The organism is Imperialibacter sp., from assembly GCF_040222815.1.
In the GTDB taxonomy this organism is placed as follows: domain Bacteria; phylum Bacteroidota; class Bacteroidia; order Cytophagales; family Cyclobacteriaceae; genus Imperialibacter.
Genome location: NZ_JAVKCH010000004.1, coordinates 1 through 22,499 on the forward strand (window position 1 = coordinate 1; position 22,499 = coordinate 22,499).

The 22,499-nt window shown below is 46.2% G+C and carries 13 protein-coding genes; 2 read left to right on the forward strand and 11 right to left on the reverse strand.

The window, feature by feature from the left end; genetic code table 11:
- The 11 genes from RIF36_RS01360 to RIF36_RS01410 form a co-directional block, all read right to left on the reverse strand.
- Positions 1–1,158: hypothetical protein (locus RIF36_RS01360; RefSeq protein WP_350149253.1), on the reverse strand; the 1,158-nt coding region annotated here is incomplete at its 3' end.
- A gap of 66 nt (positions 1,159–1,224) precedes the next feature.
- Positions 1,225–2,637, reverse strand: a complete 1,413-nt coding sequence (locus RIF36_RS01365; RefSeq protein WP_350123497.1) for a hypothetical protein — start codon at positions 2,635–2,637, stop codon at positions 1,225–1,227.
- Positions 2,634–3,806 carry an outer membrane beta-barrel protein gene (locus RIF36_RS01370; protein WP_350123494.1) on the reverse strand — a complete coding sequence of 391 codons (1,173 nt, stop codon included), beginning with the start codon at positions 3,804–3,806 and terminating at the stop codon, positions 2,634–2,636. The genes RIF36_RS01365 and RIF36_RS01370 overlap by 4 nt, the downstream gene beginning before the upstream one ends.
- A 1-nt stretch (position 3,807) precedes the next feature.
- Positions 3,808–6,978, reverse strand: coding sequence for a WD40 repeat domain-containing protein (locus RIF36_RS01375; RefSeq protein ID WP_350123491.1), 3,171 nt, complete (start codon positions 6,976–6,978; stop codon positions 3,808–3,810).
- A 3-nt stretch (positions 6,979–6,981) separates the two neighbouring features.
- Positions 6,982–8,478, reverse strand: coding sequence for a DUF4062 domain-containing protein (locus tag RIF36_RS01380; RefSeq protein WP_350089292.1), 1,497 nt, complete (start codon positions 8,476–8,478; stop codon positions 6,982–6,984).
- A gap of 55 nt (positions 8,479–8,533) precedes the next feature.
- Complete coding sequence (locus tag RIF36_RS01385) at positions 8,534–11,785, reverse strand: HEAT repeat domain-containing protein (protein ID WP_350123488.1); 3,252 nt, start codon at positions 11,783–11,785, stop codon at positions 8,534–8,536.
- A 218-nt stretch (positions 11,786–12,003) separates the two neighbouring features.
- Positions 12,004–12,651, reverse strand: coding sequence for an OmpH/Skp family outer membrane protein (locus RIF36_RS01390; protein ID WP_350076007.1), 648 nt, complete (start codon positions 12,649–12,651; stop codon positions 12,004–12,006).
- Between the two features lie 56 nt (positions 12,652–12,707).
- Complete coding sequence (locus RIF36_RS01395) at positions 12,708–13,457, reverse strand: rhomboid family intramembrane serine protease (protein WP_350123485.1); 750 nt, start codon at positions 13,455–13,457, stop codon at positions 12,708–12,710.
- Positions 13,458–13,498: 41 nt separating this feature from the next.
- On the reverse strand, positions 13,499–14,401 hold the full coding sequence (locus RIF36_RS01400; protein ID WP_350123482.1) for a histone deacetylase family protein: 903 nt from the start codon (positions 14,399–14,401) through the stop codon (positions 13,499–13,501).
- A gap of 16 nt (positions 14,402–14,417) precedes the next feature.
- Positions 14,418–14,975 (reverse strand): hypothetical protein, encoded by a 558-nt coding sequence (locus RIF36_RS01405; RefSeq protein ID WP_350123479.1) that lies wholly within the window; start codon positions 14,973–14,975, stop codon positions 14,418–14,420.
- A gap of 1 nt (position 14,976) precedes the next feature.
- Positions 14,977–15,780 (reverse strand): porin family protein, encoded by an 804-nt coding sequence (locus tag RIF36_RS01410; RefSeq protein ID WP_151998682.1) that lies wholly within the window; start codon positions 15,778–15,780, stop codon positions 14,977–14,979.
- Positions 15,781–16,081: 301 nt separating this feature from the next.
- Here RIF36_RS01410 and RIF36_RS01415 point away from each other — a divergent pair, with 301 nt between their 5' ends.
- Both RIF36_RS01415 and RIF36_RS01420 read left to right on the forward strand, forming a co-directional pair.
- Positions 16,082–18,928 carry a PorP/SprF family type IX secretion system membrane protein gene (locus tag RIF36_RS01415; protein ID WP_350149254.1) on the forward strand — a complete coding sequence of 949 codons (2,847 nt, stop codon included), beginning with the start codon at positions 16,082–16,084 and terminating at the stop codon, positions 18,926–18,928.
- A gap of 116 nt (positions 18,929–19,044) precedes the next feature.
- Complete coding sequence (locus tag RIF36_RS01420) at positions 19,045–22,302, forward strand: FG-GAP-like repeat-containing protein (RefSeq protein WP_350128097.1); 3,258 nt, start codon at positions 19,045–19,047, stop codon at positions 22,300–22,302.
- Positions 22,303–22,499: the final 197 nt, after the last annotated feature.

Here is a 22,499-nt window from a genome sequence, read left to right on the forward strand (position 1 = left end):
AACTGCTATATTCAAATCTGTGGAGCTAAAAGCACCATCGGCTATCCCGGCTACAGTTAAATCTACCAGTGCACCCCCTGCTGAGGTTGCCGCTGACACTGTAAAATCTCCTGATGTAAATTCTGTACCCGCCGGGGTTGATACAGTGACATCTTCCGAAAAAGTAAGCCTGATATTGGTCAAACTCGTCGTTTGCGCACTTAATAACACAGGAGCAGCACCGTCGGTGATTATCTGATCCGGTGTAGAGGCAATTGGATTAGCCCCCCCGTCTTCGACCGCTCCGGCTGATATGTCTAAATCTATCGATGTAAAATCTGTTCCGCTTAACGGATCAACTGTTAAGTCAACTTCTGTAGCACTAAAAGAAGCAGCGCCTGTTATCGTCACACCACCTATCGCAAAGTCGGCTCCTGAGGCAGTTACAACCGTCACAGCTTCCGAAAACGTCACCCTGATATTGGTCAGGTTGGTTGTTTGGGCACTTACAAAAGTTGGAGCGATGCCGTCATCAACCGTCTGACCCAATGCAGTCGCATTGCCTATCGTGCCAGCACTTACGTCTTTTACAGCGTCAACTGCTATATTCAAATCTGTGGAGCTGAAAGCACCATCGCCTATCCCGGCTACAGTTAAATCTACCAGTGCACCGCCTGCTGAGGTTGCCGCTGACACTGTAAAATCTCCTGACGTAAATTCTGTACCCGCTGGGGTTGATACAGTGACATCTTCCGAAAAAGTAAGCCTGATGTTGGTCAAACTCGTCGTTTGCGCACTTAACAACACAGGAGCCGCACCGTCGTCAACGGCCAATTCGTCCTGAAGCACACTGGCACCGCCAGCATCACTGACGGCACCCGCTGCCAGTGACATTCCTCCCGGCCCGGCCGGTAACGAAAAATCGGTACCAAATGGGTCACAAGTTAAAAGCGCTTTCGTATCGTCTCCCGGATCAACAATGGCTGCGGTAATATTGACACCGGGAATAGTGAATAATCCGGTAGCCCCTATTGCTGTCAAACTGGTGTTGAAGGTTATTTCTACTTGCGTTGCGCTAATCGTACTGGCACTATTGTAGGTCGGTTGGGCATATACTCCAACGCTAAAAAACATTCCAGCTAAAAAAATCAGGCCAATGTGTCGATATATATTTCTCATGGTAATGAGGATTGATCAATCAATAAAAATAAACAAAAAGTGAAATTAAATGCAGGAATTATACAATTATTTCCCAAGTACACCGTTTTTATTGGTTTTTATTAAACCAATGACTGTCTGCGGGTTGTTATCAATTTCTATAGTTGTTAGCATGACAAACTTACCGTCCGGGAGTTGAACAATGGCATTGGCTTGGTCATTGCCACTTCCTCCATACCTGTGCCCCAGGTAACCGGCTTCACCAAAATTGCTGGTCTCGCCACCAAAATCATCAGTTCTCATGAGAAGTAACTGCGATCCATTAGCTCCGCCTTCATCCGTTTCTGCTGTAGTAGCCGCATATACGAATCTACCACCAAGTGTTCTATAAAAATCAGCCACCTGAACCCCAACCGGTACATCTATTTGGCTTGAGAGCTGAATCTCACCACTAGTAATTCTCATCAAAAAAGGTGTCAAATTTTGCATCGTAAGTGACAACCTGTTCCCTACCAAAAAGATGTCAGCGTCTGACAACTTTAGCATTCTAACCACCTGCTCATTAGCGTCCGAAGTTCCTGATTGCGTAAATTCAATATTTACAGGGCTTGTTGAGCCCTGCAATGGAATTGTTGCAATAGCAGCATTCAGCATGGATCGATTGTTTCCTCTGGTCTGTCCGGCGATAACCACCTGGCTGCCATTTTGAATACTTACCACAGCAACCCCAACATCATCGGCTGCCGTTCCTTCGCTCTTCGTCCATGCTGTATTGAAGTCTGTATCAAGCTTCACCAGGAAAAAATCACTTAAGTCCTGCACCTGGGCATTTCTTAACTCAACATTTTCGGTTGAACCAACAGCGAAATATCCATCGGCTATTTCTACTATATCAGCCCCTTTTTGGCTAAGTGATAATGTATCAAATAATCCGCTCGACCCTATCTCAACTGTTTTATAACTGCTACCAAACACCCGGACATCTGAAACACGGTCATAGTTTCCGTTGGCATCCAACCTCACTATCAGCATCGCAGATTGTTGAAAACTATTCGTACTTTCATTTTCATATAAACTGCCATAGGTGATCCACCCAATAAGCAAGTATCCCCCATTTGCTGTCTTCTTTATTCGAACCGGGCTACACGTCACTTTCCCCGTGGACGAAAAATAAGGCAATAATGGGAGAAAGTCTGCCGTAGGAAAACGCCTGATGCCATTTGGTAAGAGATTACCACCCTTATCTGCAAAAAGCACAACCCACTCCGTGTTTCCAGTTTGCTCTGTCAGCAAATAGCTGTCACTTGACCCGAAAATGGCATAGTTTTCCACTTCAGACCCTTGCAGGTTCACGACAAAGTCTGCTCCCTTATCAATACCCTCACCGCCAAAATATTTAACAAAAACCTCATCTGGGGCTAAAGAGTTGGGGTCTTCAGGTGTGCATCCCGCTAAACCACCTACTACCGCAAAGCACATCGCTCTTAATATCCTCTTCATTTAAGTCTCTTCTCTTTTAGTTTCTGTGGATTGTAGATCGATAGCTGAAACCCACCTACAACTGTGACGCCATCAAGTGTGAAATCATTGTCGACCAAACCGATGTTAAAAATACTCTCCTGCTTATTTCCATCAGCGGTGATTTCTGACGGAAATCTATTATCACCGTTGACGATGTTCATCATGCCGTAGTTGTACCTGGCCTCTACAAAAAAGAAATGTGTCTTTCTTCGGATTTTTACGCCCAATCCGGCAAAACCATAGTAAGTCAATGCTTTTCTTCGTTCATCCGCTACCAGGTTGGGGTCAGGGAGTGTAGCCGACGCCTTCACCCCATCACGCTCTGACTGATTCGCTCTTCTTGTTGAGGTCTGCTTGGCATTGACCAGGTAATCAAAACTCATCCCAGCAAAAACGTACGGATTGAATGTTCTCTCTCCATCTCCATAATAGGTGTATTTTACAAAAACAGGAGCTTCCAATACAGCGTAGTTCTCTGAGTAAGTAGCCAGGTTACCCAAACCTTGCGCAACAGCCAGTGGGTCAGATGCGTCGCTGGCGGCCTTGCCGTATATTACCTCACTTTCTGCCGAAAATGTCTTCAACACATAGCCTAAGCCCAGGCCCACATCGAAGCCGGGATATACCTCTTTCTCGATCTGGGCAAACCCATTGAATTGTATGCCGGGCGTATAAACCGACTGATCATCTTCTGACCAAAGAGAGTAACTTGTTATCAACCTATAGGAACTCCGGTTCAACCCAATACTGCCACTCACCCTAAAAATAGGTTTATACCTGAATTTCTCCTTGTGCAAAATGATTTCCTGCGGATCCAAAGAAGGATCCAGCTTATGTTCTGGGTCTGCCTTTAACAGTTCAATCATCCAAATATCGGCATTGGCCAGATCGTCCTGGTAGAGGTAAGTCTCTGTCATTATCTCAAGCGCCCTTATCGTCTCTTCTTTAGAAAAGCCTCCACCTTTAATACAAGGCATTAGTAAAGTTGGAATGCCAGGAAGGTCGCCGATATCAAACATCGCTTGCGCCCGATCCAAATTTTGAGTACAAACAACGCTCTGCGCAAATGTCCCTCTGGAAGTCAGAACAATGAAAACGCTAAACAAAGCGATTACCAGTAACACATTTCTCTTTGTATCCTTCATCATTTTATTGTTCAGCCCCGCTTGGATAATCCGGACAGGTAATTTCGTATTCGATGTCGCTGCCAACATATTGGTTCCATTCTGTTTGGTCAAGGTTCCGGTCAATTTCGTTGCACAATCCAGCAGCAATCATGTCGGGTTTGGTGGGCCACACCCTCAGGAACTTGTCATTGCTCGCCGAAGCCAAATAATGACCATCGGGAGAAAATGAAACAGCGTTGACATAGTCGCCGTGGTCATTCAAAATCGTAGGCAATCCGAAAATGTCGTTAAGCACCCAAAGCTTTGCCGTTTTGTCCCAACCTGATGATGCCAGCAGGGTGGTAAGCCCATTGAATTCAAGGTCCGAGACTGTACTTTCATGGCCATTTAACTCCGCCAGAGGCGTCTTTGCAACGATATCCTGAATGACGATTCTGCCGGATTGATCGCCATAAGCCAGAAACTGTCCGTTTCGGCTGAAGGCCACCGAGGTGATTGGAACATTGTCGGCATTGACAATTGTGGCCTGTAGGCTATTATTAGCCATGTTGTATAAGTATACATTGCCATCAGTCCCTCCTGCCGCAAGTGTTTTTCCATCGTCACTGATCGCCAGCTTTTTCACTGGCTGATCAAGGCTCGCAATCGAAGAAAAAGAAGAGAAATTGCTTCTTTGAATTTTCCCATCGGTTCCTGCTGACACAAATCCACTCGCATCAGGCAGGAAGACCAAATCATATACCGTGCCTCCATGTGCGTCAAGTAAGTTGGATGCTTCAGGGTTAGAGAGTTCAATTAGCTGTATATGGTCTTCATTGCCAACCGCCAGATATTTTTCATCGGGGCTGACGGCTACAACCCTGTTTATGCTGGAATTTGGAACGGGTAGCACGTCAACCCCTTCTCTGGCGTGGTTGGACATGTTCCACTTCAGCACTCTTCCATCAGACCCGGCTGTGTACATACTTTGACCGTCTTTACTGTAAACTACCGACTTAACTCCACCAGTATGTCCCTTCCATTTTACAACGTCCGCCCCGTTCTCCGTTGTCCATGCGTTGTAGAGACCCTGATAAATATCACCGTTGTACGGCTTGTTACTATATTCTCTAAAAAAGTTGAATGCCTGCATGGCAATTAGCGTCTTTCGGGTAGTATCCTTCACCTGTGCGGTTTTGATCGCCATGGACTGCGCAATGGCCTGGTAACGAAGATCTTCTGCATTTTTTCTCGCTTCGTCCGCTTGTACTCTGGCAGCCGTGGCAAGGTCTTTTTGCTCGTTGGCAATTGTTGCTTGCTTTACGGCTTCCTCCTGTGCAATCACTGCATCCTTTCTGGCAGCCTCAGCCTGTAATGTAGCATCCTCAGCATTTCTTCTTTGTAGTTCTGCTTCGTTTTTTTGTTCAATCGCCTCGGTAGTGGCTAGCTCGGCCTTTTCCCGTTGATCGTTGGCGTCTTTCGCAGATTCCACTGCCAATCCCCGTTGCTTTTCAGCATCGGCCTGAGCAATTTTTGCATTTTCAGCCTCGGTAACAGCAAGTGCCTCTTGCTTGGTCGCCTCAGCCGCCAAAATAAACGCATAAATCATCATGAAAATACACACAAGCGCAGCACCAGCCAGCACAAGTGCAAAGATCCTGGACCGGCGTATCTGCCTCTTCTGGAGAAGCTCTTTGTTTCTTTGCTCGGTTTCGTAGGCACGCTTGCTCGTTTCAAGAAAAACAATCGTACGCTCATAAGCTGTGTTGTACCTTTGACCCCACACCAGCGTAGGTCTGTTTTCCTCCTGCCAGTTGAGGGCCAGTTGCAAATCGGGCATTTTCCAAAGACCGGCCCGTCCTTCCTGATACCTTCCCGCCGACTCCGACAGCTTGAGGTACATTTCAGCCGACCTGCTTTCTTCATCCAGCCACGACTTCAGCCTGGTCCAGATGCGCATCAAGCTTTCATGAGAAATGTCAATTACTGTCTCAGATTCCAGCTGTTTGCCATGAGGTGGCATCAGCAAAGACCTGCCTGGTTCACGGAATTTATCGACCACCCGGTACACCTCGTCCTCGGTTACGCCAGCAATGGACGCAATGACACTCAGCTTTGTTGGCCTTCTAATGCCCTGGTTTTCTGATCCCCGTTCGGTGAGCGCCTTGAACATGGTCTCGCATATCTGCTTCTCCCTTTTGGAAAGCATGTCGTAGGCCTCGTTGGCATGCTGCGACAGCGCCTCTTTCAGCGTACCAATAGCATTATAATGCCGGATGTCCATTGACTCGGCTTCCTTGTGATTATCAGCCCAGAATGACCAGGTTCGCATCAGGGAGTGCTGAAGGATGGGTAGCTGATCGGGGTTGTCTCCCACGTCGTTTAACAGCTGTTGTACCAAACGAGGTGCGATGGTACCTCCACCCACGGCCACCGGGCCTTCAATCGCCAGTCTCTTCTGATCCCTGGTCATTTGCGGGATGAGGTAGTGGCTGTCGTTGATCATTTGTGTGAGCTCCGGAAAAACTGCGCACTCACCTATGAAGTCGGACCGCATGGTGATGGTGACGTAAATAGGCTCATCGAACTGATGAACTGCTTCCATCAGCAAGTTCACGAATGCAGAAGACTCGTCCTGAGACGAAGTCATACTTTCAGTCTTCTTATAGCGGAAGAGTTCTTCAAACTGATCGACAAGGATCAGGATGTTCTCATCTTCCGATTTTTTTAGTTGCTTAACCGCCTCAACCAGTCCGAGAGAACTACTCCTGAGCACGGTAGCGGTAATCGTCTTCCTTATCAGCCGTTCCTCTTCTTCCAGCCCTGCGTATTCATCGTCCTTTTCTACCAGCGACTCTGCCAGGTTGTCGATCGGCCCCCCGCCCGGTCTCAATACCACAATTTTCCAGTTGGAGCCTGCCTGTGTCATGAATCCCCCGTAGAGCGTTGGAATCAGTCCACAATACATCAACGACGACTTACCACTTCCCGATGATCCCAACACTGCCGAGAACCTGTTCTCTGCCAGCTTTACAAGGACTTCATCACTCTGGCCCTCACGGCCAAAGAAAAGATGGGATTCTTCCACACCGAATGGCCTAAGGCCAGGGAATGGATTGAACAAGGTAGTGGTGCTACCTCTTGAAATAGTGCCAGACGAAACCTGATCAGGTCTTCCGTCGGACTCGTTGGGGTCAAGGTTGCTAGCGCTCATAATTTACTTTTCAATTTTCTCCAGGAATGGTTTTAAAGAATCGGCTTTGAATTCGCCGTTACCAGTTAAAATCAGGGTGCCTTCTTCTTTAAACTCCTCAGCCTTCACTTTGGCCTCCCCTGCCACATAAATTGCTTTTGCCTTTAAGGGCTTAATTCTGCCAAACCCGGGTGCTTTCAAAAGATCCTGAAGCTTGGCTTTTATCCAGTGATGATTGGCTTTTCCGAAATAAATCAGCGAAGCATCACAGCGTCTCAAGTTTTCCTGATGCAGGTATCGCAAATCGATCAGGTCACCATCAAAAAGGGACGTCATCACCTCGCATCCTTTGGCAGTCAGCGCCTTAGCAATGGGCTGAGCCGCCTCGGCGTCAGATTTATCACAAATCAGGTAGATCATTTTCCCTCCTTTGCTCTCTTCCTCCTCCCTGGCGTAATGATCCCTTGTTTTGAACCTTCCGCCGGTAAGCAGTTCCTCCCTTACAATGGATTTTAGCTCTTGCAGTGTAATTTGAAGAACCTCGGCTTCTTCAACAGCAGCGGCATCAGACTTTAAGTCCTCAATAAAAATCTTTTGCCTCTCCGACACATTGACCATGTCGGGTGAAAGCCAAATCAATCTTGAAAAAGGCTCTCTATTGGCACTTTTACTATTGTGCTCGATTACCTTCAGCACATATTCCGAGGCTATCTTATTCTGCATATCTACGATCGACAGGTCAGAGCCCTTCGGCTTATAACCATAGTCCTCCCCAATCAGGTGAATGGATAAACGGCACTTTTCCAAATCCGCCTTTACCATTGCCTCCAGCAGTTTGGCTTCCTTCGGGAGAGACTGTTCAGGCAGCACCCTGTAACCATGGCGCAACAATTCCCTTTTGATAATGTCTCGTTGAATCAGAATATCTACACCTGTGCTAGCCAGGTAAACTGTGCGTTCTTTCGGAACCGTATCTTTTGCAATCTTCTTTGTGGATCCAATTTTTTCGAGGATCTGGTAAATATCGTACGACATATCTACCAATTTCAGCCAGTAACTTCTCTCTGCCTCCGAGCCAAAATACCGGGTGTATTCCTGCGCCTCACCAGTCATTGGATCGATCTGAAACAGGTCGTACGGTAAAATTTCCTCGTAATTGGGAAGGACACTGTCAATCTCGACCGGGTGTTTCAACACCTTGAACATCCTTGACTTCCCCGCAAGACTTAGATTCTTTTCATCAGTGGCCTTATCGCCAAAGTGTGTAATGCCTTTTATCAGTTTGGCGTCTGCCTTGAAGTTGTTTGACAGTATGGCAATCAAAACAGCTGCCTTTTCGATTTCCTCCGGGTGCTGCTGATTTTCGTCAATCATTCTCACATGAGGCTCCTCCTTCATTATTTGTGTAAGAAGTGTGGTGAGGAACTTACAAAAGCTCGTCACCCAGCCTCTGTCGCCCGCTATCCTTGGATGGTTATCTTCTGAGGAAAAACTAATTATAATTTCTTTTCCAACTGCCATTTTTTTTAGGTCAAAATCTCATATTCCTTTTAAAAACTCGATAAATATTGTCCTACTATTGACTAAAAAGCAACAGTCTTTCTTCATCCATCACCTCATCTTCCGCCTCGATCTGGTCAGAGTCTTTCACTGACAAAAGTGTTGCCTCAACCATCTCAATGTTTTTGCTCATTAAATCGAACAGTGCCTCCATTGAAATAGTCAAAAAGATCGCCTCGCTGGTCGTTGTATAGTTGTATTCAAATTGGTCTGTCTCAACCAATTTATTGAAACCGATCACATCTCTACTGCCCAGTGTTCTCTCACGCCCATTGTCGTCTTGTTCAAGCACACTGCCCTTTACAATAATGTAAATTGGTGCATTGCCATTATCTCCTTTATTGATGAAGGTTACCCCTTCCCTCATTCTTACTTCTTCTGAGGCGTCTACCACGTCCGTTAACACTGAGCCAGGGATCGTTTTGAATAAATCCAATCCCTTCACAAACACAGCCTTCTCAATGAGCAGCATCTTCATGTGCAGATCCTCCTCAGTCTCAACAAATGTTGGCGGCACTATGGCCCTGTCCAGGTCTTTCTTAACACCCGGGCGTATTCTTCTGGTGTGACGCTGATACTCTGCCTTGTCCTTTTGATAAATGATCCAGGCAGATGTTTGAAGAATGAGCTTATCCGGGTTGAAAAGATTGGCAATAAGATCTGCTGAAACTTTTGTTTCATCCATCATGGACAACCTGTACAATGCCACTGCCTTGGTCCACCTGTTTATGTGGTTATAATCCCTGTTGACTATGGAAAGGAGCAAGTCCTCATAACCTCTAAAAGTCTCAGGTGCATAGAAGTCATTGAGTTGGCTCAACCTGTCCTGGGGTTTGAGTTCGTCGAAAACCGGAAATAACTTTGGCTTCAATTCATCCTCCAGGATAATATCGAGCATTTCGACTGCGAACGTGACGCTTTCACTGGTGCCTACATTGATATTCTCTTTGACAAGCTCCACAGCCTGAGAGTCGTAGATAAGCGCCAAAAGCATATAAATATCATCATAGTTTTGGGCATTCTCCTCTTCCATTGCCTGAACGAGCAATTGGTCGGTTTCATTTTCAGTTGGAATTTCAGTGAGCACTTTAATATTCCAGGCCAAGTCACCAATTTCAGCCTCGATCTGAATCTTGATTCGTGCCGCCTGAAAGTCCTTGGCGTGGTAGCCAATATAGCTTAGCGATAACAAGATTTCTGAAACGATGGCTTTATCAGGGAAGTCAATCTTTTTCCAGAGGCGTTCAACCCCCTCGGGGCCGCCTATTCGTCCAAGAATCTGCACAACTCTGAACATTGTACTGCCTTGCTGCCCGGTTTTGTAAAAAGCGGTATCCACGGTATGCAAGGTCGCTTCCCCCCCGGCCGTCAACGCTGCCTTGGCAACGTTAGAATAAATAGGCACATGAAGGTTCTCAATCAAAATGGGCCAAAGCTCCGGCCACTTATTAATTCCGGCACTAGCAATGGCTGCTGTCCTTACATTAACATTGATGTCTCTGGCAAGCTCCACGAGCAACGGGATATACTTTTCTTCGTCCAATTTTGCCAATACCTGAGCTGCGAATACCCGATCATCCTTGTCAACAGATCTAACAAGTTTTCTAATACTGACCTCGTTCAGTTTGTAGTCTTCAGCCAACTGCAGGAACGCAATTACTTCTATCGCCAGGTTCCTTATTTGCTCTTCTTGCTCATAGGAAGCCAGCTTTTTGATTTCTGCCAGCTTCTCAAAGTTATTTACCTGCCTGCACTTGGCATAGGCATATTTTCGCACCTCTGGATGAGGGCTCTTGAGCGTTTCCACCAGAATCTTTCTGAATTCTATCGGTTCCAACTTTTCAAATAACTTCATCGACAGAATAATACTCTCTGCATTGTGCTCATCAAATTCTCTCTGAAGGACATTAACTGTACTATTCTCATTCTTCTTCCCTTTGGATCCAAGTGCCTCCTTTTGCCTTGTTAAAGTAATTTTCAATGTTCCCTTATACTCATCGTAGAGTTTCACGGCTACGTATATGACACCAACTGCCAAAAAGATGATGATGTACGAAAAGTGAATCAATTTGAAGAAACTCAGCAAACCCAGACCAATCAATGCGGCGCCTGAGATGAGTGCAGCAAATTCATTCACTACACCTTCAACCCTGGATTGAATATCAAACCGGATTTTAATATCCAGAGGCAAGAAGAATATCTTGAAGGCCGGGTTTTCCAAAGCGTCTTTCAGGGAGGCAGTCAAAAGTCTGGCTAGTCCGGTAAAAAGAAAGAACAAGATGTATTCTTCGTTTTTTACTTCGAAACCAAAAATATGCCCCGATACGATGGCCCCTATTGTTAGTCCGGCGAGTACAATCGGCATTACCATAAGCGATACTTTCAGTCCAAATTTACCTATGATAAGATCGTTGAGAAAGCTCTGAATAATGAAGCTAATAACGATGATCGACCCGTCGTAGAACGACAAAAAGTTGGAGAGTTCCGTTTCGTTCGGGTACATAACGTTCACCGACTCATAAAAGCTGTATTCAACAAATACGTTGGCTGACGCCGAAAAAATCAAAAACATTGACAACAGCCCCAGGTACTTGCTTTTGAATAGGTCGGAATAGCTGGTATTTGGCCTCTCCCTGGAAACCTTTTTGGTCGCACCATCAAGGTTGTAATTTTTAACTATAAGAAGAGTAAAAATAAAAATACCGAAGGCACCGGCAATGGAAATAAACAACAAATCAGTTGTATCATTTATCAACTGAAGTCTCCTTAACCCTGGAATTGAAAAGAAAGCAAGACAAGTCGCCAGAAGCTGACCTGTATCAATCCCTCCCATTATTCTCTTGGAGGCTCTCAGATTGAACATTCTGCCAAAGACACCCCAAAAAGTCAGCAGTGTAACTGCAGTTATGGGGCCCATCATCACAAAGAAGGCAAAACTGATCCAGGGACTATCGTAAAACTCATATGTTCCTCTCAGTAAGGTAACATACGCCAGGATCAAGAAGGTATTGGTAATGGCGAGACTCGAGAAATTAATATTGCGTTGGAGGGAAACAAAAACAATGGTACTTACGATGCCTAAGAACCCACCAGTAAAAAAGGCGATTCCCAACAAACCCTCTCCCATTCGGCTGATGAACAGCGTTTCTGCGCCAACCGTATAGGTAGCCAGGAAGATACCCATAAAAAAGCCTTTACCGAGGAGCAGCCACATCTGCTTCTCCTCGCCTGGCTCACCTCCTAAAAATTTTAAGAAAGCCTGCAGCACGTATCAGTATAGTTAGGTTGACATTTCCGGCGCACAGAATGCACCAGAATACTGCCAAAGTACCAAAAAAAATCGTCTTAAGGAAACATACAACCAATAAGATGTCGGCTCACAGGGCAGCGTCCAAAAAATAGCCAACAAATACAATTACAATTCTACATAAAAATATTTCAACAGCCAATTGGCTCTAAAAAAAAGTGTTATTTAATAGATTACGCCTATTTGGTGGTGGCAGTAGAATCAGTTTTGTCAGAGGGGATGACGCCCTTCGACTGCAGGTACGCTTTGTTCAGCCCTTTAATTACCTCATCGGTAATGTCGAGTCTCTTATCGGCATAAAGAACGCCGCTCCCCTTCGTATAGGTTAAAACAAGGTGGTATTTGTTACTTCCGCTAAACTCAGACAGGTAGCCGCTCACAGCATTATACAGTTGTTCGTTGAGCTTGGTCTCTTCTTCAACCAACTGCTGTCCCAGTGTTTGCTGATACTGATAGAGGTTTTGCTGTTTAACAGTGAGTTCCTCCTCCTTGGCCCTGGCCTGGTTCATCGTCATGTTCTGGGCACTGTTCTGGAAGTTCTGTATTTCTCTCTGGAGGCCCTCCGCCCGATTCCTGTACTCAGACTCCAACTTCGCTCTCTTTTTTTCGAGGTCACTGCTGATATCCTTGAAATATTCATATTTACTCAGCAGCGTGTCTGAGTTGACATAGGCAATCGAAAGATCTCCACTGATTCTGTCAATGGAAGAATCAAGACTAGCTACCTCAGGTTCTGAAGATGCATTCTTATTGCTAAGCACCAGATAAAACAACACAGCAACTGCTGCTAAAAGGACGACACTAAGTACAGTGGATAGATTTTTCACGCTCTAGTTTTGATTAAGAAGCGGCAAATATATAGAAACTATTTGAACAGCAATGGTTAATGCAATGAGATAATATCGTCGCTGGCGTCTTCTTCGTTTTTAGTCGAATTTGTGAATCTTATCTGAAGGCTCGGAGGTATTTGAACCTTATCTGGCACAGCACCGGGAATCCCAACGCTATCACCCGTTGGATCCGCCCCGGCGTTCTCATCATGTTGAATGGCCTGGTTTGCCGTTAATGCTTCTTCCGCAACATTTTTGTTTCTGAAATGAATGGCGCAAAAAAGCCCCGATAAGCCACCAAATAGATGTGACTCCCAGCTTATCTGGTCTGAAAAAGGAAAAATGCCTGCAAACAGGCCGTGGTAAAGAAAAACAACAATCATGCTTACAGCCAACGACCTCGCATCCCGCTTGATAAGCCCGAAAAAGAAAAGGAAGGAAACCAACCCGTAAATAATACCGCTGGCACCGATATGAAAAGCCGGGCGGGCTGTTGTCCAAACCCAAAAGCCGGTAGACAGGTACACAATAACAAAAACCTCGAAGGCTATCTTTCTAAAAAAGAAAAAAAGCCCTACCCCAAGGATCGCAAGAGGAAACGTATTGGAGAGCAGGTGCTGAATATCGCCGTGGATAAACGGGGACGTAACAATCCCCAGAGAGCCTTTCAAAGTCCTGGGGTATATGCCAAGAAAAGACAGGTCAACTGAAGTTGCGTACTCCCATGACTTGATACACCACAGCACCCCTACAAAAGCAAGTGTGATGAAAACGCTTTCTCTGAAAAGCTTGCGCTCGTTCATTATTGAATTAAGCTATTTTCTGGCAAAATTGTAAGCTTGGGTCAAAAGTAAATATCCTGTGCGAGCCTGAAAGTATTGGCGTGCGCCTCCACAATGTCAGTGATTTTTTCAGAATAACCACCTCCCATGGTCACCACTACGGGGAGCCCACATTCTTTGCAAAGCTGCAAGACCAACCGATCTCTTTCTTTGCATCCTGATTGACTCAAGGCCAGTCTACCCAGCTTGTCGGTGGCCAACACATCAACACCAGCCTGATAAAATGCGAAGTCAGGCTGAAAGTCATCCAAAACGCTCTTAAGGTTCGCCTCAAGTAGTTTAAGGTACAGCTTATCGTCAGTACCGTCGGCCAGCCCAATATCGAGGCACGACTGCTCCTTTCTGGCAGGATAGTTTCTGGCACCATGCATGCTCAGCGTAAACACCTGTTTGTTTCCGGTAAATATTTGAGCGGTTCCATTGCCCTGATGAACATCCAGATCGATCATCAGGATTTTTGAGGCAAGGGAATTTGCCAGCAGATCGCTGGCTGCAATGGCCATGTCGTTCAACAGACAGAAACCTTCTCCCCTATCGGTAAAGGCATGGTGTGTGCCTCCGGCAATATTGAATGACACACCGTGCTTCAACGCATGTTGACAACACTCAACAGTGCCAGCCGCAATGTTTACTTCTCGATCAATAAGTACCTCGGAGTGCGGAAAACCAGTTTTTCTTACTTCTGCTGACGAGAGGTTCAGGCTGCTTAACCTCTGCCAGTAGTTGGCGTCGTGTGTCCGGAGGATTTGTTCAGTTTGGAGGCGCCCGGGGATGAACAACTGACTTTCTTTGATAGTCCCCTCGTAAATGAGTTGTTCCGGAAGCAGCTCATATTTCATCATCGGAAACCTGTGCTTGTCAGGTAGCGGATGGTTGTACGCCTTTGACCAGGCCACTCGAAGCATGCCGCCTTTTTTTTAATTAGTCGTCGCTTTCATCCGATTCGAAGCTGTAGAGTGTGGGATCAAGCCTGAGCTGACCGGAGTTAAAGTCGCTGATAAACTTTTCAACCACCGCTGGAGTAACTTTATCTACGTTGAGGCAGACATCGATTCCCACACGGGCTTCAAGCTCCTCGTCCAGTTCCATGTGCTCTTTCACCTTTACTGACTCCTCCTCTTCGAGATCAAGCATTGTCTCAGTTATGAAAATGCCTATTTCTTCTTCAAGTTTTGCCGGCAACACACCTTCACGAATCTCTATTCCTTTGTTGACCAAATCCCTGTACTCCGGGAACCTCTTCATGGCTTGCTTTTCAGCTTCATCATACAACTCACTTTCGTGATGTAGCTGTAAAGTATACAAGGCAGCATCAAACAACATTTCTGCACCGTTGTGTTTGCCGACAAAAAGAAACTCCAAATAGTCGTCTGAGTTGTCGTCGGTTTCGTTGATCACATAATTGGAATCAAGCGCTTTCATCTCTTCCTTCACCTTCCCAATACTCTTTTCGTCAAACTCAAATTCACTTATTCTCATATCATTTTACTTTGCTTGTGCTGCGGCCTTTTTTCCTGAGCTGTGTATTGTAGTCTAACAAAAACGCCAGTGATATTTCAACGTTCCGGTTTGAGCCTTCAAAATTCTCTTTGTACTTATTAAGCCCGAAGAAGTTATCTTCCTTTTCCCCAATATTGGTATGACCCATATTGTACCTGAAATCGAGTTGCACAATTTGATCCTCCAGCACTGGAAACTCAAAACCACCTCCAAAACTGAGTCCCACCTGTAGTCTGTTGGCATTTGGCACTTCTATGATACCATTTGCGATTGGATAGTCTCTTTCATCCGGGCGTGGGGAATCATATTTTGTGAAATCATAATGGTAATTCACCGTACCCACCTTCCCCTCATCCAGTTCGGATGACGATATCTGACCATTTCCATACACCCAATAGCTTAGGGCGGGGCCAGCATTCACGTACCATTTGAGCGACCCCATTTGAAAAGTGCCCCTGAACATAGCTGGCATATCGATATTATGGAATCGTGTTACGTTTTTCACGTAGTCCAAACCTCTTTTCTGAATAGTCCTCCCTTTTGTGGAATAATACAATTCTCCATGGAACGACCACACAGTCGACTTTGAAGCAGAATAGTTGAACACCCACCCGCCACTAAACCCTGGTCTCCAAACGGTCTCGTAGTCCCGGGTATATTGCTTCTCGTCGAAATGCATAGTGGAGAGGTTGATCCCAACCTTTGGCCCGGTCAATATCTGCCCTTTTGCCAGGTAACTGCTTAAAAATAAAGTAACTAGAATAACAAATGAGGTTCTTGTCATAGAAAACCCTGAAGGCGATTTATTCAATTATCCGAAATTTAGGGTTTAAAAACAGATTTTTACTCTCAAATTAAAAAAATCTAATTTGAAGTTGAAATTTTACTATAAGAATAAATCTCGCTAGCTTGCGTTAAAAGTGAGTGCTGTTCTTTAGGAATTGCCTTTTTTAGGCCGGTTCTGTAAAGATTATTATAAGCTGTAAATTAATTTTGATAAATTTCGATTTCTGTTTTCTATCTGCTTTTGACCCGCTACTGAGAACTGGTTTAAAAGAATAGTAATATTATCCAATAGCGTTGACATGAGAAAACGTATACTTTGGCTTTTTCTGAGTTTTTTACCTTTTCTATCAGAAGCCCAGCAAGTACCTGTTTATAGCCAGTTCTTCATGAATCCCTACCTCTACAACCCTGCTTTTGCGGGTATTGAAGGGCATACTGTTGTTTATTTTATGCACCGGCAACAATGGGTTGGCATTGAAGGAGCCCCTCAATATTCCCACGTGGTTTTTCATACCCCTTTAAAAAACCGACTCGCACTGGGAGGTGAAATTAGTACGGACAGGCAAGGGCCGTTGACGGATAATTCATTCAGAGTAACCGGCGGCTACCTGCTGCCTCTCGACAGGAAACACTATTTGAGGTTCGGTCTTTCGTTAGGTGCGGGAAACAATGCGGTAGATTTGGACGCCATTGGCAACAGTTCTGACCCTGCGTTGGTTAACCTGCTCGATAATAATTTTTATATGAGGAGCGACTTTGGTGTCACCTATCACTTTGGCAAGTTCAATGCCGGTTTTTCATTACCAAGCCTCATCAGTCACGACGTACTCAGTCAAAAAACGCTTAGCCCGGTCAGAGTTACGCCCATCGACAATATATTATTCAAGGCCAATTATCGTCAGAGTCTTTTTGACGATGCCCTTGCCTGGGAGCCGCATTTACTATATAAATATTCTGGAGTCGGCAATAGCCAGTACGAAGTCACCAACATCTTTCATATCAAGCACCTTGTGTGGGTGGGTGCTTCGTATCGGCAAGATGCCGGTTTTGTGGGACTGGCAGGTATAAAAATAGCGGAGCGTCTGGCGGTTGGCTATGCTTATGATTTGCCTTCTTCTGACCTGGCAACTTTCTCCACCGGATCTCATGAAATACACCTGGGGCTTCACCTGGGCACCAGAAAAGAGCACGCTGAGCATGTTTCTTCCTTCATAAAGAGCCATTCGAAGTCAAAAGCGGAAAGAGATGAAGAAGCAGCCAGGCAATTAGCGCTTGAAGAGGCAAGGAAAAAACGTGAAGAAGAAAGGCTACAGGCCTTGAACAATACTAAGCCGGAAGAGAAGAAGAGTGCGCTGCTGGCTGACGACACGCCTGAAAAACCTGTAGAGGAAAAGAAGCCCGCAGGAGCCTCTGCCTGGCAGTACGTTTCTGAAAACAATGGTGCGCCCATTGCAAGAACAGATGCTGCCGGACAAACCGAAGAAGGTGTGACACTGACCAGGACGAACGCCCAGGGAAACAAGGAGTTTATTGTCAGCTTTATTCCTGAAGCGAAGTTTGGGTCAGAGGAAGCATGGTCGCTGGTAAATAATGCAGGAGCTGCGCAGGAGCGAGTGAATGCCAATGGACAAAAGGAGGTTGGTGTACTTTGGCGTGTGAAGCACGAAGATGGCACCACAGAAGACAAAATTATTTGGTCCCCAGTTTATACCTCCGAAGCCGATATGAAGGCTGGGATGGTCGCCTCTGGCGTTGACATGACTACTGGCCAAAACCCAGATGCCGCTCATAATTTTGCACTGACAAGTAGCCGCTCAACTATGCCCGAAAGAACGGTTAACGGTGAAAGGCAGGTAGGCTTTGTATTCAAAAATACTTTGGCAGACGGAACGGTAGAGGAAACTACTGTGTGGGTGCCTGCTCCCGATCCAAATACTGGCGAAAGGTGGGAATTGGCGGATCCTAACGAGAAGCCTGCGGTGAGAGTTGGGCCCAATGGCGAAAAAGAGCTTGGCGTAATTCTCAAGCGAATCCACCCCGACGGCACTGAGGACTTGATGGTAGAATACGAGCCGGTGGTGAAAAAAGAAGCACCTAAGCCCACTCCTAACGTGGCCGCCGCACCAAAAACAACGAACTGGATTTATGTTTCCGAAAACGAGGGAGCGCCCATAGAAAGAGAAGTTAACGGCGTAAAAGAAGAGGGCATAACACTCTCCCGAAAAAACGCCCAGGGAAACACTGAGTACACAGTAAGCTTTATTCCTGTAGCTGATTTCAACTCTGAAGAAAGGTGGTCGCTTGTCAACTCTATTGACGACATGGAAGAGCGAACTGCCCCAAATGGACAGAAAGAAGTCGGTTTGAAATGGCGAGTTTCAGGGCCGGGTCTTCCATCAAAGGTGTCTACTGTATGGTCTCCTGCTTATTCGAGTGAAGCACTCCTTAAAGAGGATTTAAGGAAACAGGGTGTGAAAATTGGTGTGCAGGGAAGAAAAGAGGAGACAGACCCGAACAACAACTTCAACCTTGTAAGCAACACCGGTAACAAGCCGACAAGAACGATTAAAGGAGAAGATCAGGTTGGCTATTTGTTCAGAAACACTCTCCCTAATGGTGATGTGGAGGAATCCACGATTTGGGTACCTGCACCGGACAAAACCACCGGCGAGCAATGGGAAATTGCAGAAGAAGGAGAAAAGCCATTGGTTAGGGTTGGAAGTTCAGGGCAGAAAGAAATGGGATTCACTGTGAAAAAAATTCATGCCGACGGGAGTCAGGAGTTGCTTGTTCAATATGAGCCAGTGACGAGAGTAAGTGCTGCTCCCCGGAATGTTGAAAACACTGAAACTGTGCCTGTGGCCACTCCGACTACGCCAACGCCACGAAGTGGTAGAAACCTTCTGGAAATGGCCCCTGGCAATTATGTGATAGTTGGGGCATTTGCCAATTTCGACAACGCCCAAAACTATAGCGACACCTTATTGGATGAGGGTTATTTTACTCAGGTAGGCTATCACTCACCCAAAAACTTGTACTACGTGCAGATTTACAGTTCGCAAAGTTTGCCACAAGCTGAAAAGGAAAGAGACAGGTTGAGAAAGAGTCCCACATTAAGCAAGGCATGGGTATATACCGTTAAATGATAATGAAGATGATTAACAGCCATTTTAAATTGTCGTCTAACCCCATCAGGTGGACATCAAAACAAGCTTTGAGTTCAGGGAAATTTTATCGTAGTGTCAGAAATCAGAAAATGGATATGAGGCGGATTGTGTTAACGATAGTCAGTTTACTGTTCTTTGCTTTCAACGTGATGGCCCAGCGGCCTTTCATCACAAACCTGGATAAAACTACGGCGGCGGCAGGTGACAAACTCACTATTTCGGGCATTAATTTCCCAACCTCCGCAGCTAACATCAAGGTGCGGTTTGGCGCCGGTGTCGGCACTGTCACCTACGCCTCAACCAACTTACTTGAGGTGACCGTCCCTGGCAATGCAACCTTTGGCAATGTATCGGTGACCAATCTTACCAACGGCCTGATCGGCTATTCATCCGAGTTTTTCACATTGAGTTTTGGCGGCACTTCATTTCTATCAGCATCGGTCGATGCCTCAGCAAAGTTCGCTTCTGGTCAAAACGGCATGTATGACCTCTGCGCTTGTGATTTTGACGGCGACGGGGTGATTGATGCAGCAAGTTCACATAACAACGACCAGGCTTCAAGGGTGCCTGTTTACAGAAATACAAGTGATATCTCCACACTTACTTTTACTACAATCAACCTGCCTTCTCTGCTCATTAACGAAGCAACGTTGAGTATCACCTGCGGCGATTTAGACGGAGACGGAAAGCCAGACTTGCTGGCCACCCGAGCGATTGCCGGTGTAACCCCAGGTGATATAATTTTCGCTTTCCGCAACACAAGTACCGTAGGAGCCATAAGCTTTGCGTCACCAATCTCGCTGACACTCCCGCCTGATGCGGCAGGAAACCGAAAGAATGTTGGCCGGATTTCCATTATTGACCTTGACGGGGATGGAAAGCCAGAGGTAATTGCCTCCAACCAGGTTGATAATCAAATAGATGCATTCAAAAACACATCAAGTGTCGGCACGCTCAGCTTTGCTGCTCAGCCCGCACAATTCAGCATAGGTGGCAGTCGATCATTCGGCCTGGACGTGAAGGACTTAAACAATGATGGATTTCCTGAGATTGTAGCTTGTGCGCTTCAACAACCCAACATTTTTGTGCTGCCCAATATTAGCAGTGCCGGCACCATCGCCTTTGGCCCTTCGGTCACGCTACCTGTCTCTGGCAACCTTGCCAACCTTGTGGTTGGCGACTTAAATGGAGACGGATTGAACGACATTGCCACAACGCAGATTGCCAGCAATGCTGTATCTGTCATCCTTAACCAAACCAGTGAAGTGGGCGGCGCTATCTCCTTTGGTGCCGCAAGTTCATTTAGTGTCTCGTCGGGCGCCTGGGGGCTTGACCTTGGCGACCTGAATGGTGACGGCAAGCTTGACCTGCTGGTAGCGAGCACCACTAGTAACAATATGACCGTCCTTGCCAATACGTCGACGACCGGCCTCACTTTTGAAAGGTTTAATATAGCCACTGGAACCGCAACCCGAAACGTAAAGATCGCCGACGTAAATGCCGACGGCAAGCCAGACTTGCTGGCAGCCGGCATCACAAATAACGAACTGATTGTTATTGCCAACAGAAATTGTATTTCGCCAACAATAACACCAAGCAGTGCCACTGTTTGTACTGGCACTGATTTCACTGTAGAGGCAACAAAAAGCATAGGGCATACCTACACATGGGAAACCGCTTCCAGTGCCTCTGGCCCCTTTACGGCTCAGGCAGAAACTTCATCATCTCTCAACCTGTCAAGCCTGCCCGAGGGCAGCCTCTTCATCAGAGTCAATATCAAGTCGAACGACGGAGCGTGTGACGCCAATTCGGCCAACTCTTCGCAACTGCTCGTAAGCGGAACCCCTCCCACTCCACCTGGAGTTGTTGACCCTTCTCCAATTTGCGCCGGAGAAACACTGCAAATTGATGGTACAATTGCCGGAGCTAAATCCTACCAGTGGACAGGACCCGACGGATTCGCATCCACAGAAGCAGTTTTAAGTGTCGCTAACTTTCAACCTGCCAAGGCCGGAATCTACACCCTTCGTTATGTAACCGCATCGGACTGCCTGAGCCCCCCTACGCAGCTAAGAGCTGAGATAAAAAGCCTTCCACCGGTGGCCGTCAGATTCGACGGCAGCGGACTTTTCTGCGAGGATGCTACAGTAGCTCTTTCAGCCGCTTCCTATACGGGCTATAACTACCAATGGGTGGCTGACGGAGCAGATATCGCCAGTCAAACTACTACATCACTTTCAGCAAGCGCAAGTGGCAACTATGCGATAAAAATCTCGGATGCGGCAACTGGTTGTGCCACTACAAGCCTGGCCGTGGCGCTCACAAAAAAGGCACTTCCAGCGAGTCAGTTTACGGCAGTAGATGCCATTTGCGTGAATGTGGATACCGAATTTACTGCCGAATCTACCGGGGAAGCCGGCCTCACGCTTAACTACGCCTGGGATTTTACAAGTGACGGAACAACAGACAACACCAACGCAAATGCAACGAATACCTTCGCAACAGCAGGGACAACCATTGTAAACCTGACAACCGGCTATGATGAAATTGCCGGGTGCGTCAGTTCAGCCACAAAATCAATTGAAGTAAGAGCCCTACCTGTTGTAGCCATCGAAACACCAGATGGAACTGAAAAATGTCCCGAAAATGAAGTGATTCTTGAAGTGCCCGACAACTTTGTGTCCTACGCATGGAGTACCTCAGAAACTGGGAATGCTATTAGCGTAATAGATCCAGGAACCTACACCCTGACAATTATTGATGATGCCCAGTGTATCATCAACAGCACAGTGGACATAGTAAACTTCGATACCTCAAACTCTATAACGGCTGTGTCGAACAGATCCGTCATAGATGAATTTGACACTACTCAGTTCAATGTTACTGGAGCCTCGGAGATACTTGACTGGACGCCGATAACCGGCATGGACGACCCAACTATCAGCAATCCGATTGTAACAGGTACTTATGAGTTTGGCGATGTTTTGAATGCATCCAACCAAAGAGAATACCTCTACGTGGTGACAGCCCTTGATGGCAATGGTTGTGAGGTGCAGGCCAGCATTCCTTTATTCATAATACCCGACGAGTCTCCCCAGCCAATGAAATCCTTCTCGCCCAATGGAGATGGTATAGATGACCTTTGGAGCGTCGAAAATGTCGAATTCAACCAGGACTGTAAAGTGGTGATCTACGACCGCCGGGGTCGTGCCATTCTGGAGAAGAAACCATACAATAACGATTGGGCCGGCAGGGTCAATGGAAATGAGGTGGAACAGGGTGTTTACTACTACGTTTTCATCTGCGACGACGCCACCAGAAGTCAAAACGGGAGCATTTTGCTATTTAGATGACAACACAGCCAGCTCAGTGATATTTAACTTTTATGTGTATATTCGACGCTTAAATTATCCTTTCAATCACCTGCAAGTGTATATGCCTGACGCATATAAGAATTATCACATTTTTTCTTCAAAAAATTATTTTCAATTCTTTTACTCTTAGATGGGTTACACTTTTTCTTTAAATTGTATTAACAATCTAAGAACGG